19 protein-coding genes and 7 pseudogenes are annotated in these 16,642 nt (G+C 67.5%); 13 read left to right on the top strand and 13 right to left on the bottom strand.

Going from position 1 to position 16,642, the window contains the following annotated elements; translation table 11 throughout:
- Positions 1-18: 18 nt before the first annotated feature.
- The 5 genes from ACIREE_RS38395 to ACIREE_RS38375 form a co-directional block, all read right to left on the bottom strand.
- Positions 19-309, bottom strand: coding sequence for a hypothetical protein (locus ACIREE_RS38395; protein ID WP_404163308.1), 291 nt, complete (start codon positions 307-309; stop codon positions 19-21).
- Between the two features lie 39 nt (positions 310-348).
- Positions 349-993, bottom strand: a complete 645-nt coding sequence (locus tag ACIREE_RS38390; RefSeq protein WP_404163305.1) for a DUF6000 family protein — start codon at positions 991-993, stop codon at positions 349-351.
- Between the two features lie 96 nt (positions 994-1,089).
- Positions 1,090-1,752 carry a hypothetical protein gene (locus ACIREE_RS38385; protein ID WP_404163303.1) on the bottom strand — a complete coding sequence of 221 codons (663 nt, stop codon included), beginning with the start codon at positions 1,750-1,752 and terminating at the stop codon, positions 1,090-1,092.
- Positions 1,752-2,216, bottom strand: a complete 465-nt coding sequence (locus ACIREE_RS38380) for a DUF2199 domain-containing protein (RefSeq protein WP_404163436.1) — start codon at positions 2,214-2,216, stop codon at positions 1,752-1,754. Before ACIREE_RS38380 ends, ACIREE_RS38385 begins: the two co-directional genes overlap by 1 nt.
- A 142-nt stretch (positions 2,217-2,358) precedes the next feature.
- Positions 2,359-2,856 (bottom strand): hypothetical protein, encoded by a 498-nt coding sequence (locus ACIREE_RS38375; protein WP_404163300.1) that lies wholly within the window; start codon positions 2,854-2,856, stop codon positions 2,359-2,361.
- A 236-nt stretch (positions 2,857-3,092) separates the two neighbouring features.
- On the opposite strand from ACIREE_RS38375, the gene ACIREE_RS38370 reads away from it, so the two are divergent.
- Positions 3,093-3,653: a hypothetical protein gene (locus tag ACIREE_RS38370; RefSeq protein WP_404163297.1), complete on the top strand. Its 561-nt coding sequence runs from the start codon at positions 3,093-3,095 to the stop codon at positions 3,651-3,653.
- Between the two features lie 78 nt (positions 3,654-3,731).
- Positions 3,732-3,917, top strand: coding sequence for a DUF397 domain-containing protein (locus tag ACIREE_RS38365; protein WP_404163295.1), 186 nt, complete (start codon positions 3,732-3,734; stop codon positions 3,915-3,917).
- A 30-nt stretch (positions 3,918-3,947) separates the two neighbouring features.
- On the opposite strand, the pseudogene ACIREE_RS38360 reads toward ACIREE_RS38365, so the two are convergent.
- Both ACIREE_RS38360 and ACIREE_RS38355 read right to left on the bottom strand, forming a co-directional pair.
- A pseudogene (locus ACIREE_RS38360) lies at positions 3,948-4,238 on the bottom strand (helicase associated domain-containing protein); the annotation flags it as partial.
- A 292-nt stretch (positions 4,239-4,530) separates the two neighbouring features.
- A pseudogene (locus ACIREE_RS38355) lies at positions 4,531-4,695 on the bottom strand (ISL3 family transposase); the annotation flags it as partial.
- A 263-nt stretch (positions 4,696-4,958) separates the two neighbouring features.
- On the opposite strand from ACIREE_RS38355, the gene ACIREE_RS38350 reads away from it, so the two are divergent.
- Positions 4,959-5,510 (top strand): AAA family ATPase, encoded by a 552-nt coding sequence (locus ACIREE_RS38350; protein WP_404163293.1) that lies wholly within the window; start codon positions 4,959-4,961, stop codon positions 5,508-5,510.
- A 21-nt stretch (positions 5,511-5,531) separates the two neighbouring features.
- Here the strand turns inward: ACIREE_RS38350 and ACIREE_RS38345 are convergent.
- Positions 5,532-5,963: pseudogene (locus ACIREE_RS38345) on the bottom strand (ATP-binding protein); the annotation flags it as partial.
- A gap of 4 nt (positions 5,964-5,967) precedes the next feature.
- On the opposite strand from ACIREE_RS38345, the pseudogene ACIREE_RS38340 reads away from it, so the two are divergent.
- Positions 5,968-7,360: pseudogene (locus ACIREE_RS38340) on the top strand (ISL3 family transposase).
- Positions 7,361-7,371: 11 nt separating this feature from the next.
- Positions 7,372-8,007, top strand: coding sequence for a hypothetical protein (locus ACIREE_RS38335; protein ID WP_404163290.1), 636 nt, complete (start codon positions 7,372-7,374; stop codon positions 8,005-8,007).
- Between the two features lie 62 nt (positions 8,008-8,069).
- Here the strand turns inward: ACIREE_RS38335 and ACIREE_RS38330 are convergent.
- Positions 8,070-8,345 (bottom strand): annotated as a pseudogene (locus ACIREE_RS38330) (EamA family transporter); the annotation flags it as partial.
- On the opposite strand from ACIREE_RS38330, the pseudogene ACIREE_RS38325 reads away from it, so the two are divergent.
- A pseudogene (locus tag ACIREE_RS38325) lies at positions 8,345-8,632 on the top strand (transposase); the annotation flags it as partial. The pseudogenes ACIREE_RS38330 and ACIREE_RS38325 sit on opposite strands and share 1 nt — an antisense overlap.
- A gap of 32 nt (positions 8,633-8,664) precedes the next feature.
- Here the strand turns inward: ACIREE_RS38325 and ACIREE_RS38320 are convergent.
- A complete protein-coding gene (locus tag ACIREE_RS38320; protein ID WP_404163288.1) occupies positions 8,665-9,231 on the bottom strand; it encodes a suppressor of fused domain protein in 567 nt (188 codons plus the stop codon).
- A 152-nt stretch (positions 9,232-9,383) separates the two neighbouring features.
- Between ACIREE_RS38320 and ACIREE_RS38315 the strand changes: the two genes are divergently transcribed.
- Positions 9,384-10,973, top strand: a complete 1,590-nt coding sequence (locus tag ACIREE_RS38315; RefSeq protein ID WP_404163285.1) for an ISL3 family transposase — start codon at positions 9,384-9,386, stop codon at positions 10,971-10,973.
- Here ACIREE_RS38315 and ACIREE_RS38310 read toward each other — a convergent pair whose 3' ends face one another.
- On the bottom strand, positions 10,974-11,318 hold the full coding sequence (locus ACIREE_RS38310) for a GNAT family N-acetyltransferase (RefSeq protein WP_404163282.1): 345 nt from the start codon (positions 11,316-11,318) through the stop codon (positions 10,974-10,976).
- Positions 11,312-11,782: a rhodanese-like domain-containing protein gene (locus ACIREE_RS38305; RefSeq protein ID WP_404163280.1), complete on the bottom strand. Its 471-nt coding sequence runs from the start codon at positions 11,780-11,782 to the stop codon at positions 11,312-11,314. The genes ACIREE_RS38310 and ACIREE_RS38305 overlap by 7 nt, the downstream gene beginning before the upstream one ends.
- 93 nt (positions 11,783-11,875) lie before the next feature.
- Here ACIREE_RS38305 and ACIREE_RS38300 point away from each other — a divergent pair, with 93 nt between their 5' ends.
- The 6 genes from ACIREE_RS38300 (at position 11,876) to ACIREE_RS38275 (ending at position 15,208) form a co-directional block, all read left to right on the top strand.
- Positions 11,876-12,340, top strand: a complete 465-nt coding sequence (locus ACIREE_RS38300) for an Lrp/AsnC family transcriptional regulator (RefSeq protein WP_404163278.1) — start codon at positions 11,876-11,878, stop codon at positions 12,338-12,340.
- A 63-nt stretch (positions 12,341-12,403) separates the two neighbouring features.
- Entirely contained in the window at positions 12,404-12,799 is a 396-nt protein-coding gene (locus ACIREE_RS38295) for a DUF523 domain-containing protein (RefSeq protein WP_404163434.1), read from the top strand.
- Positions 12,800-13,144: 345 nt separating this feature from the next.
- Positions 13,145-13,399: a transposase gene (locus ACIREE_RS38290; RefSeq protein WP_404163432.1), complete on the top strand. Its 255-nt coding sequence runs from the start codon at positions 13,145-13,147 to the stop codon at positions 13,397-13,399.
- Complete coding sequence (locus ACIREE_RS38285) at positions 13,303-13,812, top strand: IS5 family transposase (RefSeq protein WP_404163276.1); 510 nt, start codon at positions 13,303-13,305, stop codon at positions 13,810-13,812. The genes ACIREE_RS38290 and ACIREE_RS38285 overlap by 97 nt, the downstream gene beginning before the upstream one ends.
- A gap of 62 nt (positions 13,813-13,874) precedes the next feature.
- The gene (locus tag ACIREE_RS38280; protein ID WP_404163273.1) at positions 13,875-14,528 is read left to right on the top strand and encodes a hypothetical protein; all 654 of its coding nucleotides are present in this window, start codon (positions 13,875-13,877) and stop codon (positions 14,526-14,528) included.
- Between the two features lie 20 nt (positions 14,529-14,548).
- Positions 14,549-15,208, top strand: coding sequence for a TetR/AcrR family transcriptional regulator (locus tag ACIREE_RS38275; RefSeq protein ID WP_404163270.1), 660 nt, complete (start codon positions 14,549-14,551; stop codon positions 15,206-15,208).
- 459 nt (positions 15,209-15,667) lie between these two features.
- Here the strand turns inward: ACIREE_RS38275 and ACIREE_RS38270 are convergent.
- Positions 15,668-16,549: pseudogene (locus ACIREE_RS38270) on the bottom strand (protein kinase family protein); the annotation flags it as partial.
- Positions 16,550-16,642: the final 93 nt, after the last annotated feature.

Below are 16,642 nucleotides of genomic sequence, written 5' to 3'. Positions count from 1 at the left end.
GGGGCACCGCCAACACGCCTACCATGTGCCGCTCGGCTCCTGCGTACGCAGATGCCTCCTCGGACTCGTCTGGCCTGACGGCTTCCGGCTCTGCGTCTGCCGCGCGGATGCATTCGCCGACATCTCGGCCATCACCTCGGACACCGTCTCCCGAGCGATCCGTAACCGACCCAGATCCTCCCGAGCCTCTTCTAACCGGCCTGTCACTTCAGCCAGTTGCTCTTCAAGTTCGTCCACCCGTACCCGGGCAACCGCCTCCCGGGCCTCCAACTCCTCGAACAACGAGCCCATCAGGATCACCTCCTCCACCGCCCACGGTAGAGAGGCACCCAGCCGAACACACCCCGATCAGCACCGACCAACCGGCCGCTTCCCCTCAGAGGATCCGCACCCTTCGTCGATGAACGCGCAGAGCCGACGAATGAGGCTCAAGGAGGAGGGTGTGGGGTCCGAGTCGTCCTGCATGTGCGGTGCGTCCTGGAGCCACTGCTCCCACAGGCCACCCGGTTGCCGGAAGCGGTCGGCTTGACCACCTTTGAGGTTCAGGTCGATGAACTGCAGAGCGCCCATGACGACAGTCTGGTCGTACCCGAGGTCAGGACGACGGAGATAGCGATCCAGGTAGGCGGCGAGCAGATCGGCGTCCCGCGCCGTTCCAAAACTGGCCAGGGTCACGCTGTAGGCCAGCCCAGTGCAGCAGACCTCGCTGGCCAGCAGGAGTTCCCCGAGACGCTCACGGAAATCGGTCCGGCGGGAGACAGCTACGAGCCAAGCCGCAGTTCTCCGCTCTCGCCAGCCGCCTTCAAGCAGCTTGGCGATCTCATCGGCGGTGATGAGTCCTGCGTCCTCACGGAGATCTCGCTTGAATCGGTCGCACTCAGGACTTTGCATGCGCAGCAAGCCGCCGCCGAGCTTCAGGTAGCGCCGCTCGGGCGTGACATAGCGGCGAACCAAGGCCAGCAACTCGGCATCGTCGTGAGGATTGCGTATCACACAGTGATCTTGCCTTGCCGCCGCGGAACAGAGCCAGCCCCCTTCCTTGCCCTGCTGTTACTGAGCATGGGCAGACCCAGTTCCAAGGCCCGAGGGTCAGCCGCCATGGAGGCCCCACTGGTCGAGGCCCCCGTAGATGTGCGCTTCGAGGCATTGCGGGGCGCCAAGGCCCACGGCCTCACCCCGATACACGGCGATGAGGGAGTCCTTGCCCCGCCACCAAGAGTCCGTCACACCCTGCACTTCGGGGACCGGCTCGAATTCGCCGAGATCCAGTGCATCGACGGCCTTGCGCGTGACCCTTGTGACGGTCGTGGCCCAGCGACGGGCATGAGCGGCGAGCGCCAGGGATTCCACCCATCCCTCAGTGCTGGAATGCAAGGGCGTCCAGCGGTCCGCGGCGATACCGAACGCACCGTCGGGGCCGATCGCGAAGCTGTAGGCCATGGACACCCGGCAGTCCCCTGCCGGGAACGACCAGCCTTCCGCCGGCATTTCCTCGGGGCAATCGGCGTCCATGATGCGCGGACCGCCCTCGTAGAACGGGGCCGGCGGCAAGGCGAGGCCGCCCCAGTGGTCCTGGAAGGCAGTTGCCCGTTCGATCTCCGCAGTGGGGATCCCGTGCTCGATCCACGCGTCGCGGTGGCGTCGTATGCCCTGCCGGTGAACGCGGATGCCCTCCGTCTCGATAAACCGCTGGGCCCTGCGGCTCAGGCCGGCAGGCGCGACCGGGACGGGCGATACGGGCTGGTCAGCCATTACCGCTGCTCGCCAGCATCGGCGTGGAGCACAGTTGACGCTATCTCCCGCACGCGCTCCAGGCTGATCCCTGTGCGCTGCTCGACGGCGAGGGGGTGGTCGGTGGGCTCCAGCTCGATGAAGGGGCGCTCGCCGACCGGACGGGTATGGACGCGCGTCTTCAGGTTGAGCGTCGTCGCCGGGTACACCGGAAGATCTGTGGTGAGCCAGCCGAAGTACGGCTTCTCAGCCTCGCGACCTGACCTGTCCCACAGATCCGAGGCCCGGGAGAAGCTCTCTCGGCTGAGCGAGACCCAGACGCCCCAGGAGAACACCTCGTCACTGCCGATGACCGGTATCTCGATCAAGCCCTTGACGAAGTAGTGCTGCCCGTGGACCATGCACTGGTCCGTAGAGAGCAAGCAGTCCTCGGCGTCGGCGAAGGCCGGCTCCCACACGGCGGGGGCTTCCGTCGTGTAGTTCATCGGCAGCTCAGGGTGGTGGGCCCCGCAGCACGCGCAGGTGAACCCCAAATCACTGGTCATGGGCCCGGAGCCTAGCGACGGCCTCCAGACGTACCCGAAGGGGGCTGGCCCGACCACCGCTCTGCGCGGCCAACTACCGCGCTCAGTCACAGCTGGTTCCCCCGAGGACAGGCGATGGCACGTGGCCTCCGTGACGCCTCGGCACTGGAATACCGCAGCTACGGAACAAGTGCGCTCCGCCAACACACAGACTGCGCAGCCGACTGTTCACATGGCGGACGGCGCGCTCTCGCGCCCCGATGCCGGGTTCGAGCGCGTACCAGACCTGAACAGCGATATCGATCGCGCTACGCGCCACCGTGAAGGGGGCGTACACGGTGGCGGGGCTGGTGAGGAGGGTGGCCAGGGCGGCGAGGTGGTCCAGGGCCGCGGCGACCGGGAGCATGACGTTCATGGTGGCATCGCGTGTGGGGGCGGCGCCCCATACCTGCGCGTAGGGCTCCTGAGCCGACTCGACCGCGGCGGGGGAGTCAGCCGTCCAGAAGTCCGGGCCGGTCACCATCTTGACGTGGTCGGCGTAGTACACATCGTGCAGACGAGTCAGGGACGATGCCAGGTCTTTCCACGGATCACTCGACATCTGACGACGCTACGCGATAGCCCGTCGCTGCTGCTCCCGGTTTTCGATCACGGCAGGTTGCGGCTGTTGGTGCGCCGGGCAGGCCCGCTGCGACAACAAGGGCCGTCCTACCTCACGGCCGTCCCGCCTGCATCCGCGGGGCACGTCCCGTGCGGCCGCTGTTGGTTGGCTGTTGACGACATGGCCTCCCCGGTAGCTGTCGGGCCCTACGATGAGGGTCTGACCGGGAGGCCGTCATGGACAAGCCCGTTGAGCCTGAGGCGAGCAAGCCGCGGCCCGACTATCCGCCGAAGACACCGCCGCCCCCGAAGAAGCCGCCGAACCCGCCGCCGCCCGACCCGCCCCGCAGCGACCTCCTCGCCGGCCTGCCCGTCCCGCAGCGTGCCGGCCGCGCCGGGCATCCCGTGATGAAGAACCGCCGCGGCACGTCGTGGATGCTGGAATCCGCGGCCTGGACGCCGGCCAAAGCCGCCCGGCAGGTGACGGCGCAGCTGACCGACTGGGGGTTCACCGCCCCCGACGCGCTCGAGTCGGTGGTGCAACTGTTGACCAACACGGTCGTCGCGGACGGCGGTCGCCGCGTCAGCGTCCACCTGTCCGACCAGGACGGTATGGCCCTCGTCCTGTGCCTCAGCCACCAGCAGGTGGAGGCCCGGGAGACGACAGACATCCTGACCGGACTGCGTGATCTGGGCACTGCCAGCTGCGGCACCGAGATGACGGCCGAAGGACGGCAGGTGTGGGCCCTGCTCCCGCTGCAAGCCACCGCCCCCGCGCCGGCCGAACATACGGCCTAGCTGCGGCGGACGAGACACATCACGTCAACGCTGGGGCCGAACCGGCGCCGCTCCTCCTGACACGGAAGGGGAAAACGCATGCTGCCGTCCACGGATTGGCACAAGAGCTCCCGCAGCAACGACCACAACGTTGCTTGTGTAGAGGTGACCCGTGGCCACCGCGCGGTCCAGGTCCGCGACTCCAAAGACCTTGCGCGCCCACCGTTCACTGTGGCGGCCGGCCCCTGGACCGCATTCGTCGCCGGACTCGGGCGCGACCGCTAAGACGAGCCGCCGCCCGTTTCACGTGCTGGGCTACGTCAGCTCTTCCCACCAGGGGCGCCTGCTCCAGAGCCGTGGCGTACGTCTTGGCCCGCGCAGCGCGTCCCGCTGCTCCACGCTGAGCTTGTCCCGCCGGGCCGTGGTGTTCGAGACCCACACGCCCAGCTTCACCGCCACAGGCCCCGCCTCGCCGTCGACCGCGATTTCCTCGTTATGGCCGCGCGGCACCGACCGGCCCGCCCCTTCCCGCTCCACCCACTGCGCAAGCGCCGCCAGACCCCGCTGGAACGCCTGCTGTGCCTTGCTCGGACCCTTCGCTGAACGCCCGCCTCAAGCGGCGTGTGCCTGTTCAGTTCCGGTGATCTGTGATGTTCGGTGACGAGTTGGTCATGAGGGACATCCTCGAGTCGCGCTCTGAAACCTCGCCACGTCAGCGGTCCAAGCATCCTCATCAGGGCTGTGCCGCACTCTCAACTCGTCGCTAAGGTCTGCTTCTTGTTCCTCTTCGAGTGCCAGGGCCACCATCTCGCGTTCGGCCGCGCGGTCGGTAGCAGGGAGCCCGGGGACTGTCAAACGAGCGGCCCTGTCTCATTTTCGGTGGTAACGGAGCGTGCTGCTATCCGAGGAGGATGCGGTGGCGGGGCAGGGTGAAGCCTGCTCGTCCGTGCATCTGGCGTGCGATCCGTTTGGTCTTGGTGTTCACGCCCTCAGTGGGGCCGTTGCTGTACGGAAGTGTGAGCCCGGCGATGACGGCGTCGACGTCCCGCTCCAGACCCCGGGTTGATTGTGTCGGTGGGAAGCAGCAACGTGTGATGGAGAGTTCCGGGAACGCTTGAGGGGGCTCGGCCGCAGAAATGTCGGCGAGTTTTAGGAACACCGCACGGCCAGGCGGCCGTCGGGCCAGACGTGCAAGGGCTCTCGCTCGCGGACTCCCGAGACTGGGCGGGGGCGTTCTTGGCCCGGGTGCCGGAGCGGACAGCTCACGAGGACCGAGCCTCGAAAATACGATTGCCGACCACCAGGCGCGCTGACACGATTGCGCGCGTGATCACTGCTGAGACGCCGGACTGCCTGATCGTGACGGGGATGCCGGGGGCTGGTAAGTCGACGGTGACCAGACTCGTTGCCGAACGCCTCTCCCACTCCGCCCGGCTTGACGGCGACTTCATCAGCAGGCTGATCGTCAGCGGTCACGTCTGGGCCCTTGGCGAGCCTGCCGACGAGGCAGCGCGGCAAGTGGAGCTGTGCAACCGCAATCTGTGCACGCTGGCGAACAACTTTTCCGACGCCGGCTTCACGCCCGTGATCGACTGGGTGATCCCCGACCGCGAGCAGTTGGACTTCTTCGTTTCTCTCCTCCCGGCCCGGCAGGTCTTGTTCGTCGTACTCGCACCGGGCATCGAGGCGTGCCAGTCCCGCAACACCCTCCGTGATCCACGGGAGCGGTTCGACTTCGACGGTTATGAAGATCTCGATGCCGCCATGAAGCACGAGCTCGGCGATGTCGGCTGGTGGTTCGACACCTCGGCCCTCACTCCCGAGGAGACCGCCGATCGCATCATCCGGGAAGCGCGCCATCGCGCCATGGTGGACTGACTGCAAGATCCCCGGCTCTGTTCAGGTCACGGCGGCTTGTTCTGCCTTGGCACGGGACTGGGCGAGGCGGTAGGAGTCGGTGCCGGTCTCGATGATCGTGCCGTTGTAGGTCAGCCGGTCGACGATGGCCGTGCAGAGCCGGGGATCCGTGAACGTCTTGGTCCAGCCGCCGAAGGCTTCGTTGGAGGCGATGGCGACACTGTTCTTCTCCTCCCGCTCGGTCAGCACCTGGAACAGCAGTTCGGCGCCGTGCCTGTCGAGCTCCATGTAGCCGAGTTCGTCAATGCACAAAAGATCGACACGGCCGTAGCGGGCGATCGTCTTGGTCAGCTGCTTCTCGTCCGCAGCTTCGACGAGTTCGTTGACGAGCTTCGTTGCCAGGGTGTACTTCACCCGGAAGCCTGCCATCGCGGCCTCGGTACCCAGCGCGATCAGCAGGTGGGACTTGCCAGTGCGGATGCGCCGGTGCGGCAAGGTGGTGGCGTGTGAGGTCGAGCTGACGGAGCTGTTGCCGCACTTGTCATCGGTGCTGGTCGAGGCAGTGGAGTCGGGTACCCGCCTGGTCAGAATCATGGTGCGGACGCCGGACGGGAGACCGGTGGACTGTCCCGGCTGCGGGCAGCCCTCGGACTGGGACCACAGCCGCTATGTGCGGCATGTCGCCGACGAGGCGATCGGCGGGAGACCAGTAATGATCGACATTTCGGTGCGGCGCCTGTACTGCGAGCACTCCGACTGCACCAGGGCCACGTTCGTCGAGCAGGTCGACGGGCTAACCGAGCGCTACCAGCGCAGACCTCCGGCTCTACGGCGGCTCGTCGAGGCGCTCGCGACGGCCCTGGCCGGCACCGCCATCGCCAGGCTGTTGACGGTGCTGCACCAGACGCTGTCCGCGGTAACCGTCCTGAACTGCCTGATGCGAATCCCGCTGCCTGACCGGCGGACCCCCCGGGTGGCGGGGATCGATGAGTTCGCCCTGCTCAGAGGGCACCGCTACGCGACGATCATCATCGATGCCGACAACGGGCAGCGCGTCGAGGTGCTGCCCGACCGCGCGATGGCCACGGTCACCGCCTGGCTGCGCGAGCACCCTGGCATCCAGGTGCTGTGCCGGGATGGTGCCGCCGGCTTCGCCCAGGCCGCCACCGACGCCGACCGCGGAATCGTCCAGGTCAGCGACCGCTGGCACCTGTGGCACGGCCTGACCGAGACGGTCCTGAAGGAGGTCGCAGCGCACGCCTCGTGCTGGGGAAAGTTCGGCCCGCCGCTGCCCGAGGGCAGACGGGCGGTCACCACCCAAGAACGCTGGCGGCAAGTCCACGAACTCCTACTGCGACCACCTGCGCAAGCGACGCGCCGACGACCCGGCCGCCCCGGTCACCCACTTGCTCGCGGAGATCCGCGAGCAGGGCTACACCGGCAGCGCCAACCTCCTGGTCCGCTACATCAACCAGGGCCGTGTCGAAGCCGACCACGCGGCCCTGTCACCCCGCAAGGTCACCGGCCTGTTCACCCGCCATCCCGACCGCCTCGACGATCGGCGGAGCGCGCTGCGCGACCAACTTGCCGCCGCCTGCCCCGAGATGACCGTTCTTGCCGACCAGATCCGCACCTTCGCCGGGCTCCTTGCCCCCTGCCCGGGCAACGCCGAGCGGCTCACCGAGTGGATCAACCAGACCCGCGCCGCCGACCTGCCCTTCCTGCAGGCCTTCGCCAACGGCCTGGAACGCGACCGCGCCGCCGTCGATTCCGCCCTCACCCTGCCCTGGCGCAACGGCCGCACCGAAGGCGTCAACTGCAAGATCAAACTCCTCAAGCGCCAGTGGAAGTCGGTCAGCAGTACGGGATGATGACCTGGCGGATGGGACGCCAGGACCGCCCGCCGCTCAACGCGGCATTGCCGTGCGAGGCCACGGACGACTTCCTCGCCAAACTGCACGAGGCCTCGATGCATGCCGAGGAGTCCTACTGGGACCTGCTTACTTGGCTGCGCACCCAGGTTCCCACTCCGGACGACAACGAGGCCTTCGCTCAGGCCAAGGAGCGGTGGCTGCTCGCCCAGGACTGGAAGACGTCGGTCTCCGTCGGACTCGCCGGTGAAAACCTGCCGCTGTTCCTCGTCTCGAACTTCGCTCACGCGGGCGTCGTCCTGGGGCCGCCCTTCACGGCGAAGCCGTCCCTGGCCGTGCTGGACCCCCTGCAGATCCGGCGTCTGAAACCGTCCTTCACCGCTGCGACGGCTCAGGGACGCAGAGAGATCGCCGCGAACGCACCCACCCAGCAGGACACCGCGCGGCTATGGCCCTGCGGTTCCTGGACGCACAGCCCTGGCCCGTCCAGGGATTCATTCCGCCCTCCCGCGCTGAGGCCGATCACGAAGCCCACTCCAGGCACCGCGCGTTCCTGGCCCCGGTCCCCCTATCTCCTGGCCGAAGAGAACACCGCCGCGGGAGTCAGGAAGAACGCCGCGCAGAGCAGCCCCATCGCCGACGAGTAGGTCTGTCCAACGCACGCGGCAACGCCGAGTCGCACGGAGTGTCCGTGCCGACCAGCCTCGTTCCTTTGTCGGTCCGTCGCGTTCAGCCGGGATCCGGCGATTGCGGTGATGGCCGCGAGCATGAGCACCGTGCCGATGACCGTCGCCGTGGTGAGCCGCTCGCCGAGGAACAGCACGGCGAGGATCGCCGCGCTGACCGGCTCGATGAGCATCACCACCGAAGCGGTGGCCGCCCGGACGGCGGCGGCCCCGGCGAAGTACAGCGGATAGGCGAGGGCTGTCGTGATGGTGGCGACGTAGAGCATCAGCAGCACGACCTGACCGACGTGGGCGGTGTGTCGACGCCCTTACCCGGCATGTCCGCTCCTTCGCGATCATGCTCACGCAGCGCCAAGGTGAACACCTGCCAGCCTGGCTCGATGCCGTCCGGCAGGACGACCTGCCCAGCCTCCACACCCTCGCCGCCGGCATCGACCGCGAACTCGACGCCGTCACCGCCGGACTCACTCTGCCCTGGAGCTCGGGCGCGGTCGAAGGGCATGTCAACCGGATCAAGATGCTCAAGCGCCAGATGTTTGGCCGAGCCGGCTTCGCGCTCCTACGCAAGCGAGTCCTGCTCGCCTGATGCTGTCCACCAGCTGCTCTCCTCAGATCAGATCAGATCGCGGGACGCCGGAGCACGTTGGTGGGTTCCCAGTCGCTCTTCCAGAAGGCTTCAATCCCGTACTCGTTGATGAACTGCCGTTCGACCTCGTGGATGGGGTACATCCCTTGGATGTTGATCACGTCGTGGCCCTCGTGTCCCGGAATGCCGACGTCGATGCCCAGGTAGTCTCTGTCGAGGACTAGCGGCGCGAACACGCAGAATGCCGTCATCTCTGACTCGGGCACGATGCGCTCACCGAAGTTGATCGTGCTGCCGTAACTGAATGGGCAGGTTCCACGGAGTTGCTCGGCGAGGAAGCCCACGGCGTGGGCCCAGATCACGTTGGTCGAGTTCACGCTGAGGCAGAGTTCCGGCGAGCCGTGCTGCCAATCGGGATGCTCCGCCAGCGACAAGCCGTAGGTGAGCGCCGTGAGAAGTCCGTCCGGCAGGTTGTCGTAAACAATCTCCGTCACGCCCGGCAGCCCCTGCTTGGTCGACTCGACAGGGAAGAAGCGGGGCTCCCTTCCTCCAGAAAGTCGATCAAGATGGGCGAGGTACTTCTCAACGCGACTGGCCATGTGTCCAGCCTGCACGATCGCTCACCGGCGCACGCCACCGGGGCCGTCACCAGTCACGCTCCGCAACAGGTCCACAGAAGTGGGCTCTGTCGCAGATTTGGGGGTCGCGGCTGCCTCAGCGTCGTGGGCATCACCTGGGTATGAACGGGGACTTGAGCGTTACCGATCTCCTCTTCCCCGGTGCGGCTGTCGAGGTTGAGCGGCTGACGCTTGCCCAGGACGAAGTGCTCGTGGCAGTTCGGGCCCGGGGCCACGGGGCGGTCTGCCCGGAGTGCGGCCGGAGATCGTCGCGGGTGCACTGCTATGACAAGCGGCGGCTCGCGGACCGGCCTATCGCTGGACGGCGTCTGCAGATCCGGATACGAGCACGTCGGTTCACCTGCGAGAACACCGCGTGCTCGCGTCGAACGTTCGCCGAGCAGATACCGAAGCTGACATGCCGGTACGCGCGGCGGACCGATGCCCTGACAGGGCTGTTCACGGACATCGCCCTGTTCTTGGGCGGTCGCCCCGGTGCCCGGCTGGCCGACCGGATGTCCATGACCATCGGCAAGGACGCCATGCTCCGGCTGATCCGGTCCATGCCCGAGCCGGAGCACGGCCCCGTCCAGATTCTGGGCGTCGATGAGTTCGCCCTGCGCCGTCGGCGGAAGTACGCCACCATCCTGATCGACATGGCCACCCACCGTCCCGTCGATGTGCTCGCCGACCGCACGGCCGCCACGTTCGCGTCCTGGCTCAGGCAGTACCCGGAAATCCAGATGATCTGCCGCGATCGTGCCGGCTCCTTCCGTGACGGTGCCTGCGCCGGAGCACCGCGGGCCCAGCAGGTTGCCGACATCTGGCACGTGCTCCACAACCTGGCCGAAGCCGTGGAGCGCATCGTTGGCCGGCACCGTGCTGAGCTGCGTGAACCATTGCCGATATCGGCCGGTGCAGCACCTGCTGGGGAAACATCGGCTACTGAGGTCGACATCCATGGGCGGCCACGTCCGCTGGTGGCACGGACCCGCGAGCGGTATCAGCAGATCCACGAGCGCATTCAGCGCGGCGACAGCCTGCGCGCGATCGCTCGCGAACTCCGCCTGAGCCGGGGCACCGTGATTCGTTTCGCCGAGGCTGCCGACGCCAAAGAACTCCTTGCCGCAGCCACCGACCGTCCCAGCATGATCGACGACTACCGCCTCTACGTGCATCATCGCTGGCTGGAGGGGTGCACCAATGCCTCTGCCCTCACGCGAGAGATCCAGCAGCTGGGCTACCGCGGCGGCCCTGGCACCGTCCAACGACACCTTCGCGCCTATCGCACCGGCGCAATCCCAACGGACGCCGCGCTCCCTCAGCTGACGGTCCGACGCGTCACTGACTGGATCATGCGCCGGCCGGAGCACCTGACGGACACCGAACGCAAGAGCCTGAACGGCCTCTGCGACCGCAGCCCGGTGCTGGCCATGACCACCGAATACGCCCGCCGTCTCGCTGTCATCCTGCGCGAACGCAACAGCGAGCACCTGGCTTTCGAGGTCTGGCTCGCCGATGTCCGCCTCGACGGGCAGCGAGAACTCCGCACCTTGGCAGGCGGCATGCGGCGCGACAGCGCTGCCATCCTGACGGCCCTTACCACCACGCATACTTCGGGCGCAGTCGAGGGCAACGTGACCCGTATCAAGCTGCTGAAGAGACAGATGCACGGCCGGGCCAACTTCGACCTGTTGCGGCGCCGCATCCTGCTCTCCCCGTGATCAACGAGCACGTACCCCCAAATCTGCGACAGAGCCCAAAATCTGTGCCAGAACCCCCTGCTCACCTACATAGCCAAGGTGGAGGTAGTCAGCCGCCTGCCAGGTGGAGAATTCCAGTGAGCACGTCACATACCCGACGAGTTCTCCTTCGTGATCGGCCACGAAGCACCAAGCCCTCGGGCGTGCCGCGAACAAGGCGGACTCCAGGCGAGCCGCGAGATCTGCGGAGACGGGCTCAGCACGCTCGAACGCGACATGGGCAGCGCACAGTTGCGCCACCATGGGCAGGTCGGTCGGCACGGCTGAACGGATGGCGCCGCCCGGCCGTGGGGTGTCCGTCAGCATGCGCAGGTGATGGAGCCGAGCGGGGTGGTCAGCGGGTCCGCCTCGGCCTGCTCGGTACCGGCCAGGGATTCGACCGGGAAGCCTTCGCGGATCCAGTATTCGATGCCACCGATCATCTCCTTGACCTGATAGCCGAGCCTGGCAAGGGCGAGCGCCGCGCGGGTGGCGCCGTCGCAGCCAGGTCCCCAGCAGTAGGTGATGACCGGAACCTGCCGGTCGAGCAGGCTCGCGGCTCGTGCCGGGATGTCGGCGGTGGGCAAGTGGACCGCACCTCCCACGTGGCCCTGCTGCCAGCCAGCGATTCCGCGTGAGTCGATCAAAACGAAGCCCGGGTCGCCGGAGTCGAGTGAGGCGCGGACGTCGGAGGCGTCCGCCTGGAAGGTGAGGCGTGCGGCGAAGAAAGCGGCGGCTTCGGCGGGAGCCGCAGGCGGTGTGTGCAGCGCAGGGCTTGCGGTGTTGGTCATGAGGGCAACGCTACGAGGCGTAGCCACGGGCGAGAACAGATGATCGACGGCCATGTCTGGCCCTGACCGGTGATGCCGTGGTATTTCTCGCTTATGACCGCTGTTTCCTTTGACGAGACTGATATACGCATCCTGGAAGCGCTGCAGCAGGATGGCCGCGCCAGCTACGCCGAATTGGCACGAACCGTGTCCATGTCGGCCAGTGCTGTCACCGAACGGGTGCGGCGGCTCGAAGAGAGCGGCGTGATCCGCGGCTACTCGGCGGTGGTGGACCCGGAACGGCTTGGACTCGGCATTCTCGCCTTGGTCCGCCTCCGTTACCCCACGGGCAACTACAAGCCGTTCCGAGATCTGGTAGCGACCACGCCGGAGATCGTGGAAGCCCACCACGTCACCGGTGAGGACTGCTTCATGCTCAAGGTCCTCGCCCGTTCCATGCGCCACCTGGAGACGACGACGGGCCGAATCGCCGGACTTGGCGCGGTCACGACCAGCGTCGTCTACTCCAGCCCACTCCCGACCCGCGCGATCACGACGGTGGCCTCGGCGCCAGAGTGAGGAGGGCCTACCCGGTAACGGTCCGTAGCGATCGCCTGGGTAGCCTGGGATGCCAGGGAGGCGATTCTGGTCAGCGCGTGTCTGCGCGGGGTGCCATGCCGGTTCGACGGGCGGCACAGGGCGTCACCAGCGGTCGAGGAGGCTGTCGAAGGTCGGGGCGTCGTGTCCTTCTGTCCGGAGGTGGCGGGCGGGCTCCCGACCCCGAGGCGCCCGGCGGAGCTGGTGGGCGGTGACGGGCACGCCGTGCTCGACGGGACGGCGCGAGTCGTCGAGGACACCGGACGTGACGTGACGGCGGAGTTCGTGGACGGAGCGCGGCGTGCGCTCGAAGCGGCTCGGCACCGAGGCTGCACGGAGGCACTCCTGATGCCGCGCAGTCCCTCGTGCGGACGAGGCGTCGTCTACGACGGTTCGTCCGCAGGGGAGTTGGTGGCAGGGGACGGGGTGACGGCGCGGTGAGTTCGCTTCCCCTGGAGGCCTTCGCCCGGCTGCGCACCCACGCCCGCTCCCGGCAGCAAAAACTTACCGCTCTGTCGGCCCAGATCGCCCAGGGCCATGTCCCCGCCGACCTTCTGCCGAGCCGCCAGTCCTCGGACCCGGGGCCCCGTTCTTCGGGCCTAGGCCGGCAGTCGGCGTGCTGGCGGCCAGGACCCGAAGAGAAGAACGGATCACCGGCCAGCACCTGAATGGAAAGGGCCGGAACCCGGGCCGGGAGTCGTCAGACGGCGGCAACGCCGCCCGCACCGCACTGCGTCACTCCGGCCCCGGCCGTAAGTAACCCGACGGCCCAGGCAGCGTTAGGACATCGCCTGGCAACTTCTGCCTCTGGAGTTGGGGTTCGGCTCCGGACAGACCTGCTGGCGGCGGCTGGATCGCTGGCAGCGGGCAGGGGTTTTCGCTCAGTTGCACAGCCTCCTGCTCGCGAAGCTGCACGCGGCCGGCCAACTCGACTGGTCCCGCGCGTGTGTGGATGGCTCCCACATCCGCGCGAAAAAAGGGGAGCCGCGACCGGTCCGTCGCCGGTCGACCGGCGGAAAACAGGCAGCAAGCACCACCTGATCTGCGACGGACGCGGCACTCCGTTCCGCGTCATCACCACCGCGGCGAACGTCAACGACATCACCCAGATCCTCGCCCTGGTCGACGGTCTGCCGCCCGTGGCCGGACGCCCCGGCCGACCGCGACGTCGACCCGACGCTCTCCTGGTCGACAAGGCGTATGACTCCAAGGCCGTCCAGCGCGGACTGCGCAAGCGCCGGGTCATGCCGGCGATCTCCCGAAAGGGGGCCCCGAACATCAAGGGACTCGGCAAGCTCCGCTACGTCGTCGAGCAGACCTTCGCCCTGTTCCACCAGTTCAAGCGCCTCGCCGTGCGTTGGGAACGACGCCTCGAACTCCACGACGCCTTCGTCTCGTTGGCCTGCAGCCTGATCTGTTACGAGCTCAACGGTCACGCTTCTCCACCTACTTGAGCGACCGCTCAAGTAGATGCTAGCCTCCAGGTTGAGCGAGTGCTCAAAAATAGGGGAGCGCAATGCTTGCCAACGGTGTGACGGCTAGGGCCGACGGCGCAATCTCATGGATTCTCCGCGGTGGCGGGGCATTGGCGGGGCTCGGGGCGGTGTTGGGCGGCATCGCGGGGTCGATCGACTGGCCGCTCGTGGGGACGTTGTTCGGAGCGGTCGAGGGGGCGCTGGTCGGTGTCGTGGTCGGGGTATTCGACGGCGTGGTACTGCGCTTCCTGGCACGCTTCACGCGGTCCGCACGGGTAGCACGGGTTGCGTCCGGCGCGGTCGCTGGGGCGGCCGCGGCAGGAGCGGCGTCCCTCTGCACCGCTCCGATCGACGTGCCTACCGGTGTCGCCCTCGCGCTCGTCGGGATCGGGCTTCTCCTGGGCGCAGCACTCGGCCCGCAGATCGCCTATGGGGCAGGGTCGCTGCCCGGCGGGCAGAGCCCTGGTGCCCGCGCCTCGCTTGTGGTGGGCCGGTACCTGCGCTGGGGCGCCTCGCTCGGCGCGGCCGCCGGTGCCGTTTCCGGCCTGGTCGTCGGAACCTTCGTCTACCTGCCGACCTGTGCCTTCGCAGGCGTGGAAGGTGCCGTGTTCGGCTTGGTCGGCGGTGTTGTGCTGGCTCTGCTGGCGACGGCGGCTGTCACGTTCGCACCACCGTTGCTGCGGGCTCACCGATGAGTGATACCCGGGCCAGGCTGTTGACTGCAGCTGCGGACACGCTGCGCGAGGAAGGCGTGGCCGGTGCGTCGGCGCGCGTCATCGCTGCGCGGGCCGGTGTCAACCAGGCGCTGATCTTCTATCACTTCGGGACGGTCAGTCAGCTCCTCGAAGCGGCGAGCCGCCAGGCTGTGGACGCGGCCGTCGACTACTACCGGGATCGGTTCGCCGAGGTCGCATCGCTCTCTGACCTGCTGCGGACCGGCCGGGAACTGCACCAGCGCGAGCGGGACGCGGGAAACGTCGCCATGATGGCGCAACTGATGTCCGGCGCCGCCGGCAGGGACCCGGCCCTGGCCAGTGCCGCCCGCTACGCGATGAGTGCATGGACGGTGGAGATCGAGTCCGTCGTCCAGCGCGTGCTGTGCGACAGCCCGCTGGCCGAGGTCGCCGACAGCGCCGGCCTGGCCCGCGCGGTGAGCGCGTCGTTCATCGGACTTGAGCTCTACGAGGGTGTCGATCCCGAGGGCGCCGTACACGCGCTGGACTCCCTGGAACAGCTCGCCGTACTGGTGGACGTCGTCAATGACCTCGGCCCCATCGCCCGAAGGGCCCTGAGGGCGAAGCTCAACTCGTCCAGCTCCGCTCGACGCGCGGAGCTCCGCTCTGCAATCTCGGTGTCCGACATGCCCGGAGCGTAGAAGCGGTACTGGTCGCAGCGGGCAGGAACCCGTGAACCGGCCCTGCCGGACGATTCACATACCAGACTCCCGCCCACCACCAGCACATGTCCTCGCACGGACCATCACGCAACCATCCTGACCAGCAACTACAAGATGGCGACAGCGCAGCGTTCAGTCCGGTCTGCCCGCCGACAAAGGGCCTGGCGTGCGAGCATGACTGGGTCGGCCCGCTGGCCACCCCCGTACCAGCGGGCCGACGCAGGCCCGGACCTAGCCTTCCCCGGGCCTGGCCGCTGCGGGAGTGGCTGGCCACGTCAGCTCGGTGACGACGGCCGACGGTCAACGTCGGCGGGGGAGGGGTCTGGGCGGGCAGCTGGTACCGGGTACGTATTCCAAGGCTGTGGTATTCGTATGACACCGCGAAGAGCCCCATATGGCCGACTTGACCGTGGCCAGGCTTTCTGCGGCAGTCTGGCCTCAGTGGGGTGCCGCGGCCTCAGTGGTCCAAGCCTGCCTGACTTCGGCGGCCGGAAAGGGCGTCCGCTTGCTCTCGGTGAGCAGACGGCGGGTGAATTCGTCTGTGACTGCGGCGGCTCGAGCATGCCGGTCGATGATCGCGGCGATCTCGCGCGGGACGTCATCGGATTGGTGACCGGCGATCCACTCGCGCAAGAACACCTCGTGTTCCAAACCGCCGCGCAGCCCATCGGGCAGGTGGTGGCGGAGCAGATGGTTCATGGTGTGGCAGCGGTCGTACGCGAAATGGTCGGAGAGGAACTCCGCCTCGGCTGCTGTCAGTTCGAAGCCGGAGCTCAGGGCGAGTCCGAAATCCGCGAAGTACAGCAGTCGACCGTCGGTCAGCACATTGGCGAAGTGGGCGTCGAAGTGAACGAGTCCGTGTGAGCTCATGAAGGCAGTCCCTCGCGTCAGGGTCTCCTCCACCCACGGGTACGGCGAGCTCCCGCCCTCCGGCCCGGCGTTCCGGTAGTCGTGCAGCCAGTCGCCGAGTGTCTGCGGGACGTGTTCCAAGAAGAGCACCAGGCTGGACGAAGACCGGCCGATGGCCTCCAGGCGCTCGCGCACGGCCGATGAGCCTTCCCAGTGCGCGACCGCCCCGTCGATGCCTCCGAAGTCGTCGGCGAACCCTTCGGGAGGGGAGTCGGGCAGGATGCGCCAGTGGTACATCAACGGAAAGCCCTCCTACTCGTTCCCGAGAACCCAGTTGGTGGTCATGACGTGCACGGCCAGCTCTCGCCAGGCCCCGAACCCGACTGAGCCCACCCCGTACTGGTAGAACATCGGCAGTTTGAAGAGGTTCGCCGTCGACCGCGCGTTCTCTGGCCGCAACTCGGTGTCAGTGGGTGATTCCGGAGGTGCTGAGCAGGTCGCGCCAGTCGCGTGAGCGGTAGCAGGAGCCGTTGTCGGTCAGCACGCGCTCGACGGTGATCCCGG

It is taken from the genome of Streptomyces sp. NPDC102467 (assembly GCF_044765445.1).
GTDB lineage: Bacteria > Actinomycetota > Actinomycetes > Streptomycetales > Streptomycetaceae > Streptomyces.
This window is presented reverse-complemented; position numbering and strand designations above follow the sequence as displayed.